The organism is Sulfidibacter corallicola, assembly GCF_017498545.1.
Classification (GTDB): domain Bacteria; phylum Acidobacteriota; class Holophagae; order Acanthopleuribacterales; family Acanthopleuribacteraceae; genus Sulfidibacter; species Sulfidibacter corallicola.
In genome coordinates this window covers 2,260,080-2,274,484 of the sequence record NZ_CP071793.1, presented here as the reverse complement: position 1 = coordinate 2,274,484, position 14,405 = coordinate 2,260,080, and the positions used below count along the sequence as shown (strand labels likewise).

The window sequence follows — 14,405 nt, the reverse complement described above, 5'->3', positions numbered from 1 at the left end:
CAGTTTTCAGGTGTGAACATGAGTGTATTGAAACAGGTGAGAACTGAAGGGTATGCCGAAGGTTTTGCTGAAGGGTATGCCGAAGGCTTTATTGAAGGATTTTCCAAATGCGTGAAAAGCCAGATCGCGACATTGCGAAAGATCGCGGGATCGGAAGCGGTGTTGCCCTTCGAACGCCGCTTTGAAACCGCGAACAGCGTCGACGAGTTCAAAAACCTGAGCGAGGACATCGTGAACGCGGTCGATCAATACCTTTGACACCTGCACGAGAAATCGTTCACTTCTCGCAGGCCCAGTGTTCTCGAAACGTAGAATCCAAGCCGTGTTAGGCCTCTCAGGCCACCTTGCCCTGCGGTTGGATGTCGTGCTCGCCGAGGAAATCCAGTTCCCGAGCTCGTGACCGCAACGACGCCAGGACCTCTCGCGCCAGGTTCGAGCCATGACTTTCGCGCGGTTCCACGATCAGTCGCACGAAAGGGCGCGGTCCGCTGAAATTGAGGACGTAAAACCGATCCAAGCGTCCTCGTTCCTCCAAATCTCGCATGACCGGCTCGATCAGCTCGGTGTGAATGCGTTGCGCCTCGGGCCCGTGAGCGTCACCGTCGTGGTGAATGTGAAAAAAAGTACTCATGCTCAGGCGTATCTCTCCTGCCGCGAATCGGTGGCATGGTGTCCAAAAAAATAGTCCCGTCCGGCTGAGATTGGAGGTGAGGGTTGTGATGCGATGGGCATCCTCAGCCGGACGGGTCAAACTTGGAGAGGGATTGGAGGTGTGGTTCCCGAGAGGAACCAACCACGACACCACTTGGGTGGTTGGTGTCGTTGCGCGCATCGTTTTGGGCTTCCGTTCGCGCTTGTCTAAAACAGCGAGAATCCCGAGCGAAACTGGACATCGCCATACGAAAAAAAACAAAAAAATATGATTTCTTTTTATGTGGCTGGAAGCAAAGCGGTTCTAAACAAGGCTGCGCTTGCCTTCGCGATAGTGCTCGAAGATGTCCTTGAGGCCGAAACGCGGTTCGAACCCGAAGGTCTTGACAAACAGACTGCCGTCGATGATCACCGGATACTTGAAGTAGTTGAGCAGGTGGCTGGGGAAAGACTTCCAATTGAAGATCTTGGTGACCTGCTCGGGAATGATCGGTGGTATCGAAATCAGCGGGAAGCGGGTGCAGTCGCAGGCCAGCAAGGCGTCCTGGTAGGTGATCCAATCGTGGGGTGCCACGTTGTAGATGCCCGGTTGGTTTTTCTCGAAGGCCAGCACGACGGCACCGGCCATGTCCTCCACGTGCAGGAACTGCATGAGCGGTGAAAAGCCCAACAAGACCGGGGCGATGCGACTGGAGAGCAGGCGGCTGATGGTGTTGCGCACACCCGGGCCGGCGATGTGACAGGGGCGGAGGATGGTGATGTGCAGGTTCGGATGCTTCCACATGTAGATGTTGCACAGGTTCTCCAGCTCCACCGAATCGACCATGTCGAGGGTCAGGCCGGAAGCCTTGAGCGGTGCGTCTTCGGTGAGCAAGGACGGATTTTGTGCATTGGCCCCGTACACGAAAAAGGTGGAGAGCACCACGACCTGGCGAATGTCGTACTTGAGCGCCAGCTTGAGCAGTCGCTGCGTTCCCAGGACGTTGGCGTTGTAGCGACCCGTCAGGTTGCTCTCTTCGGTGCTGACCCGACCGATGTGGATCACGGCGTCGATGTCGTGGTTGCGAAAGACGTCCTCGAAGCCGCGTTTGTTGAAATCCACCTTGTAACTGGGGATCTCGTGTTCCAGGTCGACCCGCTTGCGAAAATCCACCGCCACGATGTCGCAGTGAGGTTTCAGCCGCCTGATGATCGCGCCGGCCAGCGATCCGGCTGCGCCGGTGACGAGGACACAGAGCCGCGATTGAGTCATAGAAATACCCGTTCCCTTTCCTGGAGGCCCTTCTCGATGAGACCGCGAATGACGTCTTTGACCTGTTCGACCCGCGCGGTGACCGCTTCTTCACTTTCGACCGACTGGTCGAACATCATGGGCTCGCCGAAATTCAAGATGACCTTGGCGGGTAGGAAGGCGGGGATAGCGAGCGGAAAGTACGGAATGGCGAGCAATTCGGCCAGTGGTTTGATGTTGGCGATCGCGGGCATGGTTTCTTCGCATCCCACCACACCCACCGGGATGATCGGCGTTTCGGTGGCCATGGCGATGTGCATGAAGCCGTTGCCGAAGCGTTGAAGCTGATATCTGTCCTTGTACAGCTTGCCCGAACCCCGAATACCTTCGGGAAACACGATGACCGCTTCTTCGCTTTGCAACATGCGCCTGCAGTTTTGTGGATCGCCGATGACGGCCCCGGCCTGATTGAGCAGGTTGCCGACGAACGGAACCGTCGGAAAAAAGCGTTCGACCATGGCGCGTGCCATACGCGGTCCGTCGGGGTTGGTGGCCATGGCGACGCCGATCAGGATGCCGTCCATGGGCAACTGGCCGCTGTGGTTGGCGATGATCAGGGCCCGCCCCTGTTTGGGGACGTGTTCCAGGCCACGCGCCTCCACCCTGAAGTAGTGATCGTAGAGTTGCTTGAACAAGGCGAGCGAAATCTTGGCGGTATCCGGATTGTAGCCCCAGGCGTCGTAGTTGAAGGAGCCCGTGCTCTTTGGGCTTCGATCGACCTGTTCCTCCAATTCGCGAGGAACCAGGACATTTTTTATCGCGTTGACCAAGTCCAGCATAAAAGGATCCCACCAGGATTGATCGGTACAGGGACGGGAATGGATCTCACGGAGACCCGCACTTAGGGTCGGGGAGTCGATTAGCCCAGTATAACCAGCGGATGGGTCGACGTACAGCCCCAAATCTTCGTGCTCGGGAGCCCGAACGCACCGGTTCGGCGTTTTGGGTGAGTCCTTGATAATGATTGATTATATGTAGTCCGGGCACTTTCTCGAATCTGATGTGTTCGCATGAAAAAGTCGTTATTTTTCAGGCATCTGAATACATCGATATAGTAGATGTAAAAAGGTTGGTGATTGATGGGTAAAAACTAATGTAATTGCTAATTTAGAAATATGATAAACTCTTCTTCGAATCCTGATTAAATTCTGTCTTGGCTTTGTGCTGGCGATTGATTTTTCGGTTTCTCGAATGACTGTGTGTGGGTGTGTGAATTTTGGGTCTTGGGGATTTTGAGCTCTGTGATCCCGTGCGATCGCGGTGAAATCGCGACTCGCCGTAATTCGAGGAACGAATGAACGACGTGTTGATTATCGATGATGACCCGGCGACTCTTGAATTGATGAGTCTCGCACTCTCCCGAAAGGGCTATCAGGTGCGGACCGCCTGCAATGGTGAAGAAGGTGAGCGGCAGGTGAAGTGCTCGCCGCCCGACCTCGTGATCACCGATATCGTCATGCCCGAAAAGGAGGGCATCTACATACTTCGCGTCCTTCGGGACCTCGCGCCCGAGATCAAGGTGATCGCCATTTCCGGGGCCACCTGCTGGGGAGGCGAGCACCTCAACTACCTGGACGTGGCGGAACGACTCGGCGCGGACAGGACCTTCGCGAAGCCCTTTCACCTGCCCGATCTCCTGGCCTCGGTCGGGGAACTGTGCGCCCAAAAAACCGGAAAGACCTAGTTTGGCGTACGTCCTCCAGGGGTTTCGGCGAACTCGATTCGACCCCGTTTTCCCGCTGACCTCTCTCGAAACGGACCCCCGCGGAGTCCCCGAATGCCGAGAGGTTCGTTGTGCCTGGGAGGTTCGGCAGGGACGGTAAGCCCGCCGGCTGAACTTGCCGAAACAATTTAGCCGAGACGTTCCCGCATGCTGCGAGGGTCGGAACTGAAGTATGTCGGCCGGTCCGGCCGACTTTTCGAAGCGATTCACGCTTTACAAGATCAAGTGGTTTTGTGGTGAACGTCCGCGGTCAACGGCGGTTCGGATGGAACGCTATTGACCCCCTTGCGATTTCTCGATAAGGTGGGGTTGTTTTTGAAAATTTGGGAAGATGTACTTTATGCTTGTCTAAAACGCTCCTTCTGACAATTCGTGCCTGGGTTTGAACCGAGAAGGTCAGCCCTCTCGAGAGCCTGACAGCTCTTGGTGTGCGTTCGGCATGGTCCCTTGCGTACGCGTGTTTTCCACGCGGCTCGGTGCCGGGTCCCGGAAGTGGGTGTCTTTCTCGCTGCCTTTCGAGGAGCGTTTTTTCAATGTGCGACAAGCAAGGAAATTCTCGTAACGATGCCAATATCCATCCCCATGAAAGGGACTTGGGTCCGCTGGGCTGGGATGCGACGTGGGCGGAGGCGTTCGATCACTGCGCCCGTCAAGCTCGCGATGCCCGGGTCCAGCCGGGTCGGGTGATTGCCGTCCGGCGCGGTTTATGTGATCTGGCCACCGCCGGGGGGACCTGTCTGGCATCTTTTTCGGGTCGCCTTTCCCACCAGACGGTTTCCGGCGCCGATCTGCCGGTAACGGGGGATTGGGTGGCGTGGCGCGGTCAGCCCGGTGCGGGCGAACTCCAGATCGAGTCGGTGCTGCCCCGAAGAACCTGCCTTATCCGTAAAGCGCCGGGCGCCGTCGATGGCCAGCCGCTGGTCGCCAATGTGGATTGGGTCTGGTTGGTCAGTTCCATGAACCGAGATTGGAACCCGGCTCGCCTCGAGCGCTACCTCACCCTGGTCTGGGAAAGTGGCGCACGGCCGGTGGTCGTCCTGACCAAGGCCGATCTCCATCCCGATCCCGATGAGATCGTGGAACAAGCGGAAGCGGTCGCCTTCGGAACGCCGATTCACCCGGTTTCCGTCATGACCGGAGAAGGACTCGACGCGCTGGCTGCCTACCTCCAGCCCGGAAAGACCGTGGCGTTGCTCGGTTCTTCCGGGGTGGGCAAATCCACCCTGACCAACCATCTACTCGACGCCGATCGCCAGGCCACCCTGGCCGTACGGGCCTCGGACCAAAGGGGTCGACACACCACCACCAGCCGGGAGTTGTTTCGGCTGCCGAACGGTGCCATGGTGATCGATACCCCGGGGCTTCGCGAGCTGGCGCTCTGGCAGGGAGACGAAGCCTTGGAGCAGGTGTTCGCCGATGTCGAGGACCTGGCTCGGCGATGCCGGTTCCGCGATTGTCGCCATGAAAGCGAACCGGGCTGTGCGGTCCTGGACGCGGTTGCCGGCGGGGAACTGGCCCAACGGCGTCTCGACAGCTACCGCAAAGTAAAGAAAGAGCTGTTGCGACACGAAGAACTGCAAACCCTTCAGGGCCGCATGGCCCGCAAGCAGCGCGAGAAGGCGCTGGGCAAACTGATTCGCGACTTTTCCAACCGATGAGCCGATCGGCTTTCTGGCTGCAACCTTTCGCGAGGCAATCGCGCCAGGTTGGCCAGAGCCCATCCAGAAATGAAAGGAGGACAACTCCCAAGGTGGTTTGACTGGATGGGTACGGCATCAGGTCTCAGGGGTCAGATCTCAGCAAGATACGTGTTCAGAGGTGTTTAGCTGGTGCCTGATTCCTGGCTGCCGTTGCCGGTTGGTCTTGGCGACCCTGCCGATTCGGAGGAGCGTTTTCATAACGACCCTGTTCCTGGATGGGCACTTGCTGGAGGCGTTCGCACGAAACGGCCGGGTTCGGGGTACCCCCTCGAACTCGGCCATCACCAATCCTTCCCTTTCTTCGCCGGAGACGAACCACTACCGGTCCTTCGCGGCAATGGCGTGGCGGTGGTTCCGGGGCTCGCCACCATGCTTGTGCTTGTTGAACCCAAAGATTTGTAATAGGATAAGCTTTCCGTCATGACCAGTCAGAGCTTTACCCATTCTCCCTTTTTTCGGTATCTACCGATTCCTTGGGACTTTTTTTCAGGTGAACCACCTGTGTATTCCTGCACGCGCTCACACGGCATGCGGACCAAATTCAAATTGCACCATTCCAACGATCCCATCAATCAGGATCTGCCCGAATCGGAAAAGCTGCTGATCAGTTACGAGGTCACGGGTCGACGTTACGGGCTCTACTCGCTCGGCGATCTGTTGTGTTCCACCTATCCCTTCGACGAAACCGGCATTCCCAACATGAAGGGCGACCTGGCCGAACGCATCGCGCGCCGCGTCATGAAACGCTTTCTGCAGCGCTTCGACCAGAATCGCGGCAGGATCGGCGGGCTCTTCGACAAGAGCTTCGATCCCAAGAACCGTGAGAACTACGTGGTGGCCAACACCAAGCGCTACGTGCTCAAGATCGGGCGCTACCCGAACATGATCCTGCTGAAGAAGACCGGTCAGGGCAAGTGGGGTTACCAGCACGTTACCGACCTGGACGGGCTGTTCGACTTTCGCTATTTGTCCAAGCGCCATCTCATCATTCTCGAGAGCAAGACCGGCAAGATCGACGTCCAGGCCGAATCCCTGTACGAGACCCTGTTCGTGCCGCTTCGGAAACTGTTCCCCGAGGCGATTTTCTCCTACGTCGTCTTTGCCGATCGACGGCATCTGATGGACATACGTTATCCCGAGTACCGCATTTTGCAGGACGCCGCGGTGCGCATTTACGAAGCGCTCGCCTATCACGGTATCGCCTCGTTCTTCTTCGAATTCCAGGAAAACGATAGCGATTTCATGCAGATGTGCCGTCATTTGATCAACGCCTACCGCACCTATCACCACGAACGGGTATCGTTTCAGGGCAGCGTGTCGGTGACCGATTCCCATATCGCCATCTTCGAGCCGGGCAATCGCAGGCCCTACCTCGAATTGGCCCGCGATCCTTCCACCGGAATGTTTCGGGTCCTTCGCTCGGTCCGTTCGTTTTAGAACGCGCGGTTCGTGGCCCCCGCCGCGGGAAACGGCGGACGCGGATTCCGGCTATGTGAAGCGAGCCCCGGAAAACCGGACCGATTTTCGAGATGTCGCAGTCGGGGCCGCCCGAGTTGCTATAAAGGCGCGACCGGAAATCCCCCCGATCGCGCCGAGATTTTCAAGCCTGCATCAGGGACGCGCGCCGACAAGCTGTTCGGCACCGGCGGCCGCATTGGCCAAGGACCGTTCCCGCTGGTTGATATAGCCGTTGATCACGTTCAGGAAGGCCTTGGCGCTGGCTTCCATGATGTCCGTGCTGACCGAGCGACCGCGATAGGTTCGGTTGTCGATTTCCACCGCGATGGAGATTTCACCCTGAGCATCCTTGCCACGGGTGATGCTTCGCAGTTGGTAGTCCTTGAGACGGACCCGAAAGCCGACCACGCGTTCGATGGCTTTGTACAACGCGTCCACCGGACCGTCGCCACAGGCGGCTTCCTCCACGCGGCGATTCTCGCCGGCATGCAGCAAGGCGATGGTGGCGGTGGGGATCGCGTTGGTCCCCGCGTTGGTTTGGATGGAGACGATCTGCCAAGGTGTGTCCTGGCGGTTGAGCCCACCTTCGATCAGGGCTTCGATATCCGCGTCGTAGATATCTTTCTTTTTGTCCGCCAGCACCTTGAAGGCTTCGAACGCTCGCTGGAACTCCTCGTCGCTAAGCGTGTACCCGTGCTCTTCCACCCAGTTGCGGAACGCGTGCCGGCCGCTGTGCTTGCCCAGGACGAGCTGGTTGCTCTTGATGCCCACGTCTTCCGGCTTCATGATCTCGTAGGTTTCCTGGTGCTTCAGCACGCCGTGCTGATGGATGCCGGCCTCGTGGGCGAAGGCGTTTTGCCCGACGATGGCCTTGTTGCGCTGGACGTGCAGGCCGGTGATGTTGGAGACCAACTTACTGGTTGGGAAAATGGCGCGGGTGTTGATGTTGGTTTCCAGATCGAAATAGTCGCGACGGGTACGCATCGCCATCACCGCTTCCTCGAGCGAGCAGTTGCCGGCCCGCTCGCCGATCCCGTTGATGGTGCATTCGATTTGGCGGGCACCGGCTTTGACCGCGGCGAGACTGTTGGCGACGGCCATGCCCAGATCGTTGTGGCAGTGCACGCTGATGATCGCCTTGTCGATGTCGCGCACGTGGGATTTCAGGTGATGGATCAGGTCCGAAAACTGGTTGGGCATGGCGTAGCCCACCGTGTCCGGGATGTTGACCGTCGTCGCGCCGGCTTCGATGACGCGCTCCACCACTTCCGCGAGGAAGTCCGGTTCCGTGCGGGCGGCGTCCTCGGCGGAAAACTCCACGTCGTCACAGTAGGCCCGAGCCATGGTGACACCCTCCACGGCGCGCCGCACGATTTCTTCCTTGGCCATGTTGAGTTTGTATTCGCGGTGGATGGCGCTGGTCGCCAAAAACACGTGAATGCGCTTGTGGGTGGCGTCCTGTAAGGCATCCCAGGCGCGGTCGATATCCTGTTTCTGGCAGCGGGCCAGGCCGGCGATCGTCGGTCCCTGGACCTGACGGGCGATCGCGCGCACCGCTTCGAAATCGCCGGGAGAAGCGATGGGGAAACCCGCTTCGATGACGTCGACGCGCAAATCGCGCAGGGCCTGCGCAATGACGATTTTCTCGGAGAGATTCATGCTTGCGCCGGGCGATTGTTCACCGTCACGCAGGGTCGTGTCGAAAATGACCACGCGATTGTCTGACGTTTTCGGGTCGATCTGCTCCGGACGCTCAGTGGTAGCGTTCTTCTCCATGATGAAAAATCTCCTCTATAAATGACGGTAAGTAGCCTTGGCTGAAAGCCGTGAGCTGCACCTTGGGTGTTGGGGGTAACGGCGGCGAGGGCACGAGACCAAGTGCGAGCCGTTGTAAGGGGCTTGGGGGGAACGAAAGAGAACGTAAGCGTGAAAAGAAAAAGGGCCTCATACCGTTCGCTCGGTATGAGGCCCCCCGTGGCGTCGTGAGACGTGGCTTCAGAACGGGGGGCTCGGGAGGGCTAGAGCTAGATCGGAAGTCAGGTATAGGCTGTCGTTGTGGTTGAAGGAAAGATCGGTGGCCATGTACGTGTCTCCGAACAAAATCTTGCTATATAAAACAAGTAACACTTTGGGGTTTGGGTGGCAACCAAAATGTCAAAGTTTTTCTCGAGTATTTTTGGTCATGTTGAAAACGGCTCGGTTGGGTGAATGGATGCCTTATTAATTGATATAAATGAACGCTGTCTTTGCCGGTAGTTTTTTCACGGCGTTGTGGTGGAGACGAGACGGTTTCTCGCATTTTGGATGAGTGTTGTGTGAGGAACCGTGAAAGTGATTTTTTTTACTTGACCCCAAAGATCAAGTGGCCTACGATCCAGAAAACCTTTTCGAAGGACCATTTTTCAAATGAACGTTTCCATCGCCACCAACCACATCCTACTAAGCATTGAACTATCGATTCTAGGATGCCCTATAGGTGGCGTGGGATAGCCGAATACCAAAATTGCAAGTTGTTGAACCCGCGCCACTTACCAGCGCGGGTTTTTTTGTTTTCGGAGATGGTCAAACCCGGATTTCCCATGTTTTCCCCCAATTCGAAACCCGTTTACCCCATTCCCCAATCCTTTTTCCTCAACGTTCCCCCATGATTGTCCCGCGATGATCACCCGGTTCCCGAATCCTCGAAGATGCGGAGTATCCTCACCCTCACCGGGAACCATTCGAAATTTCCGAAACCACATTCACGGTCTTCATCCTCTCCGTGGGGATGGATAATGGTATTAGTATGCATTTGTGTTCCTGAATACAAATGTGGCATTGAATTGATTGATGCTTCGAGAATCTATTGCTCATTTATCGAGAGATAGATTGGTAGGAGTTATGGGTTTACTGTGCTTTGAAGGACAGGGTTATGCTTTTGTTGCGACAGGATCCAACTATGAATTGCACATTGTAGATGGTGCCTTTTATCTGAAGTGTCGTCCCTTTTGTAATCATCGGAGGCTTTGCCATGAACGAGGGTGCAACATCCCCACAGCAACCTGAAACGCTTTTTGAAAAAGTATGGAACGGACACGTCGTCAAACCCCAAAGTGCCGACAATCCCGCCGTTCTCTACATCGATCTTCATTTAATTCATGAAGTTACGTCACCCCAGGCTTTCGACGTGCTGCGCCGGCGCGGGTTGCGCCTGCGTCGGCCCGACAAGTGTTTGGCCACCATGGACCACTCGACCCCCTCGCTTCCCACCTCCCCGAGTGGGCGCATCCCCTTTGTCGATGCGTTGGCCGAGGCCCAGGTCGCCAAACTGGTCGAAAACTGCCGCGAGTTCGGTGTGCAGTTGTTCGATTTGAGCTCTTCCCGCAATGGCATCGTGCACGTGATCGGTCCCGAGTTGGGGGCCACTCAGCCGGGCAAGACTATCGTCTGCGGTGACAGTCACACCAGCACGCACGGCGCGTTCGGTGCGCTGGCCTTCGGCATCGGTACCAGCGAAGTGGGTCACGTGATGGCGACCCAATGTTTGTTGCAATACAAGCCCAATACCTATGCCGTCAACGTGCAGGGCCGGCTGGCTCCCGGCGTTACCGCCAAAGACCTGATTCTGGGCCTGATCGGCAAGATCGGCATTGGCGGCGGTACCGGCCACGTGTTCGAGTATCGCGGGGAGGCCATCGAGGCGCTCGGCATGGATGAGCGGATGACGGTGTGCAACATGTCGATCGAGGCCGGTGCCCGAGCCGGCATGATCGCTCCGGACGAAACCACCTACGCCTACCTGGCGGGTCGTGAAATGGCGCCCAGCGGTGCCGATTGGGATGCGGCGCTCGCCTGCTGGCGTGCCCTGCCCACCGATCCGGGGGCGACCTTCGATGCGGAAGTCGACCTGGACGCGGCTTCCCTGGAGCCGATGATCACCTACGGAACCCATCCCGGCATGACGATGCCGATCCGGGCCCATGTGCCCAATCCCAACGGCTCCCCCAGTGAGCATAAAGCACTCCAGTATATGGGTTTGGAGCCAGGACAGCAATTGCTGGGGCACAAGGTGGACGTCGTCTTCATCGGAAGCTGCACCAATTCGCGCATTCAGGATCTGCGTCAGGCGGCGACCGTGTTCAAGGACCGTAAGGTGGCCTCCGGCATGCGTGCCCTGATCGTGCCCGGATCCAAGGAGGTCAAGGTTCAGGCCGAAGCGGAAGGCCTCGACCGCATTTTCCGCGAGGCGGGCGCCGAGTGGCGCGAGCCCAGTTGTTCCATGTGCATCGCCATGAACGGCGATCAACTGAGCCCCGGTGAATACGCCGTCAGCACCAGTAACCGGAACTTCGAGGGGCGTCAGGGCAAGGGAAGTCGTACCTTCCTGGCCAGTCCGCTCACCGCGGCGGCGACCGCGGTGCGGGGTGTCATCACCGATGCACGCGAATTGGGAGGCGTCTAAATGGAAGTGTTCACCAAGATCGAGAGCAAGACCGTGGTGTTGCCCCAAACCAATATCGACACCGACCAGATCATTCCCGCCCGGTTCCTCAAGGTCACCGATAAGTCGGGTCTGGGCGAGAACGCCTTCGCGGATTGGCGATACGACGCCACGGGTGGATCCAACCTCGATTTCCCCTTGAATCAGCCCCAATTCAGCGACGCGCAGGTGCTCGTCGCCGGCGACAACTTCGGCTGTGGCAGCTCTCGAGAGCACGCGCCCTGGGCCCTGCTCGGCTGCGGCTTGCGGGCCGTCATCAGTACCCGGATCGCCGACATTTTTCGCAGCAACGCATTGAAAAACGGTTTGTTGCCCGTCGTCGTCCCTCCGGCGTTTCACCAAAAGCTGCTCGGTACGCCCGGTGCCGCAATCATGATCGACTTAACGTCCCAAACCCTGACCACGGCTGTCGACGGCACCAGCGAATCGTTCGAGATCGATGGGTTCGCGCGCTACTGCATGCTGAACGGCCTTGACCACCTGGAGTTTCTGCTGCAGCAGGGAGCGTTGATCCAGTCCTACGAGGAGGCTCACTCATGAAAGCCAAAATAGCGGTATTGCCGGGCGACGGCATCGGTCCGGAAGTCACCGTCCAGGCCCGGCGCGTGCTGGAAATGGTCGGCGAGAACTTCGATCACGAATTCTCCTTCGAAGAAGCGCACGTCGGCGGCATCGCCATCGATGAGTGTGGCGATCCGCTGCCCGAACAGACCTTGAACCTGTGTCGCGAGTCGGATGCGGTGCTGTTTGGCGCCATCGGTGGACCCAAATGGGACGACCCCAACGCGCCGGTGCGACCCGAGCAGGGCCTGCTCCGGTTGCGTCGCGGGTTGGGCGTTTTCGCGAACATTCGACCGGTCAAACCCCATCCCGATCTGATCGATCAGGCGCCCCTCAAGCCCGAGCTGTTGCGGGACGTGGACTTGATCGTCATCCGTGAATTGACGGGCGGCATCTATTTCGGTCACAAGTCCCGCGAGAACGACGTGGCCGTCGACACCTGCACCTACAGTGTCGGCGAAGTCGAGCGCATCGTGCGTATCGCGGCTTCGTTGGCGCGGGAACGCGAAGGACGCCTGACTTCGGTCGACAAGGCCAATGTGCTCGAAACGTCGCGCCTGTGGCGGGCCACCGCCGAGCGGGTCGTTCACGACGAGTTTCCCGACGTGAAATTGGAACACGTGCTCGTGGATGCCGCCGCCATGCACCTGCTTCAGAAACCCGATTATTTCGACGTGATCGTGACCGAGAATATGTTCGGCGACATTCTCACCGACGAAGCGAGTGTGCTCGCCGGTTCGATGGGGTTGTTGCCGTCGGCTTCGCTCAGCGACGACGGACCCGGATTGTACGAGCCGATTCACGGCTCCGCCCCCGACATCGCCGGACTGGGTATCGCCAATCCCTACGCGGCGATCTCGAGTGCGGCCATGCTGCTTCGTCATTCCCTGAAATTGGACGAAGAGGCGGATGCGGTGGAACGCGCCGTGGCGCGTGCCGTGCACGAAGGCGCCTTGACCGTGGATCTGGTGCGCGACGAACGCAAGTCCATGACCACGGCCGAAGTGGGCGACCGGGTTTGCGAACTGCTGTCCACCTGCACGGCCTGTCTCAGCATGTCCTCGCGGGGATTCGGATACCGGTTTTGAGGTGAGCTACCGAAGAAACCGGCCGCTCGTGCCGGTTTCTTTCCCTGGCCTCAGTAGCCGCTGATATAGGAAAAGTCCTTGCCGATGACGTAGGTGGTCCCACCACTGCTGCCGGTACCGATATCGGTGTAGTCGCCCCGGTAGAAGGTGCTTCCGCCGCCTCCACCGCCGCTGCCGCCGCTCTGCTGGCTGAGTGCGACCAGGTTACCCAGTGCCTGGCCACCTTCGTACCCGAAGTTGCCATAGGCGTCCACCCAGTATCTGCCGCGGTACACCGTGCCGAACATGCGCTGCAGGTAGGCCACATCCAGGTAGTGGAGTTGGCGGCCGTTGATGTAGACGCCGGTGTTGCCGTTGGATGCGTTGGTCCGCAGGCGCCCGCCCACATCGAGGCCGGCAAGGATGAATCCCGCCGTGGGTCCGCCCTCGTAGCCCCAGGCACCGCAGGTGCGATCGTACCAGTAGCGGCCGTCCATGATGCGCAGGTTGAGTTGCCGCTGAAGGGCGTGGACCTGGTCGTTGGTGAGGCGCTTGTGGTTGATTACCACGTTGTGGTCGCCGGCCGTCGCCGTACCGATCAGGAAGGTGGAAAACAAGAAGGGAAGAACGAAGAAACGAAGCGCGCGTCCAGAAACGGTCTTGTGTTGCATGATTGAAACCTCCACGCCAAACCGCGACAAAATGATGGAGACTCGTCAAGCCAATTGACGGTCAAAGCGGAGATTGAACTTATGAAAGCAGTCTTTCTGTAAAGAAATGTGTTGTGATGTGGGGCACTATGGGGTTTGAAAGACTGGAGGATGACTTTAGTTCCGATGAAGCCACTTGAAATCGATTTGGGGATGGGACCGCCGTGCCTTTGTCGTTTCCGGGTATAATGGCCCCATGAGTTGGTGTGTTTACATGTTGCAATGTGCGGACGGCACTTATTACATCGGCTGTACCAATGATCTCGAGGCACGGATCCGCACCCACAATGCCGGCAAGGGGGCCAAGTACACGATGGGCCGACGCCCGGTCGCCGTGGTTTACCGCGAAGCGGCGCCCTCCCGCGGCGATGCGCTGCGCAGGGAACGAGAGCTCAAACGGCTATCCCGACTTCAAAAGGTGCGGCTACACCGACGGGCCGAGATGAACGCCCGCGACTGAGTCGCTCGCCCGGAATCGAGTTCCTGCCTGGGAGGGAGAGGCCGGGCTCACATTTGCGGTGCCTGACCAAATTGTCGCTTGTTGTCTGGTGTGGGGTTCGCTAGATTAAAGCCAATCCAAATGCGACGGTATTCTCGAGATCCGCAGGGATCGATGAGCCTCTTCATCCTGACCCGAATCGATTCATTCGCAATCGTTTCCAAGTCAAGGTTCTGAAAAGAAGGATCTTATGTGTGTTTGGCCACCGAGGTTCGGCGGTCGATCATCCCCGAGATCACCAAAGTTGGTTTTGTCACCATTCTGA

At 58.1% G+C, this 14,405-nt stretch carries 13 protein-coding genes; 8 read left to right on the top strand and 5 right to left on the bottom strand.

Translation table 11 applies throughout. The features are described from left to right. Nucleotides 1–18: 18 nt before the first annotated feature. Nucleotides 19–258, top strand: a complete 240-nt coding sequence (locus J3U87_RS06725) for a hypothetical protein (protein ID WP_237382267.1) — start codon at nucleotides 19–21, stop codon at nucleotides 256–258. A gap of 76 nt (nucleotides 259–334) precedes the next feature. Here J3U87_RS06725 and J3U87_RS06720 read toward each other — a convergent pair whose 3' ends face one another. The 3 genes from J3U87_RS06720 to J3U87_RS06710 all read right to left on the bottom strand — a co-directional run bounded on the left by J3U87_RS06720 (nucleotide 335) and on the right by J3U87_RS06710 (nucleotide 2,718). Further along, nucleotides 335–631: a lantibiotic dehydratase C-terminal domain-containing protein gene (locus J3U87_RS06720; protein ID WP_237382266.1), complete on the bottom strand. Its 297-nt coding sequence runs from the start codon at nucleotides 629–631 to the stop codon at nucleotides 335–337. Nucleotides 632–955: 324 nt separating this feature from the next. Further along, nucleotides 956–1,903 carry an NAD-dependent epimerase/dehydratase family protein gene (locus J3U87_RS06715; RefSeq protein ID WP_237382265.1) on the bottom strand — a complete coding sequence of 316 codons (948 nt, stop codon included), beginning with the start codon at nucleotides 1,901–1,903 and terminating at the stop codon, nucleotides 956–958. Beyond that, nucleotides 1,900–2,718, bottom strand: coding sequence for a lysophospholipid acyltransferase family protein (locus tag J3U87_RS06710; protein WP_420038287.1), 819 nt, complete (start codon nucleotides 2,716–2,718; stop codon nucleotides 1,900–1,902). Before J3U87_RS06710 ends, J3U87_RS06715 begins: the two co-directional genes overlap by 4 nt. A gap of 518 nt (nucleotides 2,719–3,236) precedes the next feature. On the opposite strand from J3U87_RS06710, the gene J3U87_RS06705 reads away from it, so the two are divergent. From J3U87_RS06705 to J3U87_RS06695, 3 genes are all read left to right on the top strand, one after another. Continuing rightward, nucleotides 3,237–3,626 (top strand): response regulator, encoded by a 390-nt coding sequence (locus J3U87_RS06705; RefSeq protein ID WP_237382263.1) that lies wholly within the window; start codon nucleotides 3,237–3,239, stop codon nucleotides 3,624–3,626. Nucleotides 3,627–4,198: 572 nt separating this feature from the next. Then, nucleotides 4,199–5,323 carry a ribosome small subunit-dependent GTPase A gene (gene rsgA / locus J3U87_RS06700; RefSeq protein WP_237382262.1) on the top strand — a complete coding sequence of 375 codons (1,125 nt, stop codon included), beginning with the start codon at nucleotides 4,199–4,201 and terminating at the stop codon, nucleotides 5,321–5,323. Between the two features lie 570 nt (nucleotides 5,324–5,893). After that, nucleotides 5,894–6,802, top strand: a complete 909-nt coding sequence (locus J3U87_RS06695; RefSeq protein WP_237382261.1) for a hypothetical protein — start codon at nucleotides 5,894–5,896, stop codon at nucleotides 6,800–6,802. A gap of 174 nt (nucleotides 6,803–6,976) precedes the next feature. On the opposite strand, the gene J3U87_RS06690 is transcribed toward J3U87_RS06695, so the two are convergent. Next, nucleotides 6,977–8,599: a 2-isopropylmalate synthase gene (locus tag J3U87_RS06690; RefSeq protein WP_237382260.1), complete on the bottom strand. Its 1,623-nt coding sequence runs from the start codon at nucleotides 8,597–8,599 to the stop codon at nucleotides 6,977–6,979. Between the two features lie 1,234 nt (nucleotides 8,600–9,833). On the opposite strand from J3U87_RS06690, the gene leuC reads away from it, so the two are divergent. Genes leuC through leuB form a run of 3 tightly spaced genes read left to right on the top strand, consistent with a single transcriptional unit; the run spans nucleotide 9,834 to nucleotide 12,952 of the window. Next, a complete protein-coding gene (gene leuC, locus J3U87_RS06685) occupies nucleotides 9,834–11,264 on the top strand; it encodes a 3-isopropylmalate dehydratase large subunit (RefSeq protein WP_237382259.1) in 1,431 nt (476 codons plus the stop codon). Further along, the gene (leuD, locus tag J3U87_RS06680; RefSeq protein WP_237382258.1) at nucleotides 11,265–11,843 is read left to right on the top strand and encodes a 3-isopropylmalate dehydratase small subunit; all 579 of its coding nucleotides are present in this window, start codon (nucleotides 11,265–11,267) and stop codon (nucleotides 11,841–11,843) included. It abuts the gene before it with no gap. Continuing rightward, on the top strand, nucleotides 11,840–12,952 hold the full coding sequence (gene leuB, locus J3U87_RS06675) for a 3-isopropylmalate dehydrogenase (RefSeq protein WP_237382257.1): 1,113 nt from the start codon (nucleotides 11,840–11,842) through the stop codon (nucleotides 12,950–12,952). Before leuD ends, leuB begins: the two co-directional genes overlap by 4 nt. Before the next feature lie 50 nt (nucleotides 12,953–13,002). On the opposite strand, the gene J3U87_RS06670 is transcribed toward leuB, so the two are convergent. Further along, nucleotides 13,003–13,602, bottom strand: coding sequence for a hypothetical protein (locus J3U87_RS06670; protein WP_237382256.1), 600 nt, complete (start codon nucleotides 13,600–13,602; stop codon nucleotides 13,003–13,005). A gap of 253 nt (nucleotides 13,603–13,855) precedes the next feature. On the opposite strand from J3U87_RS06670, the gene J3U87_RS06665 reads away from it, so the two are divergent. Further along, nucleotides 13,856–14,101, top strand: a complete 246-nt coding sequence (locus tag J3U87_RS06665) for a GIY-YIG nuclease family protein (RefSeq protein ID WP_237382255.1) — start codon at nucleotides 13,856–13,858, stop codon at nucleotides 14,099–14,101. Nucleotides 14,102–14,405 lie beyond the last annotated feature (304 nt).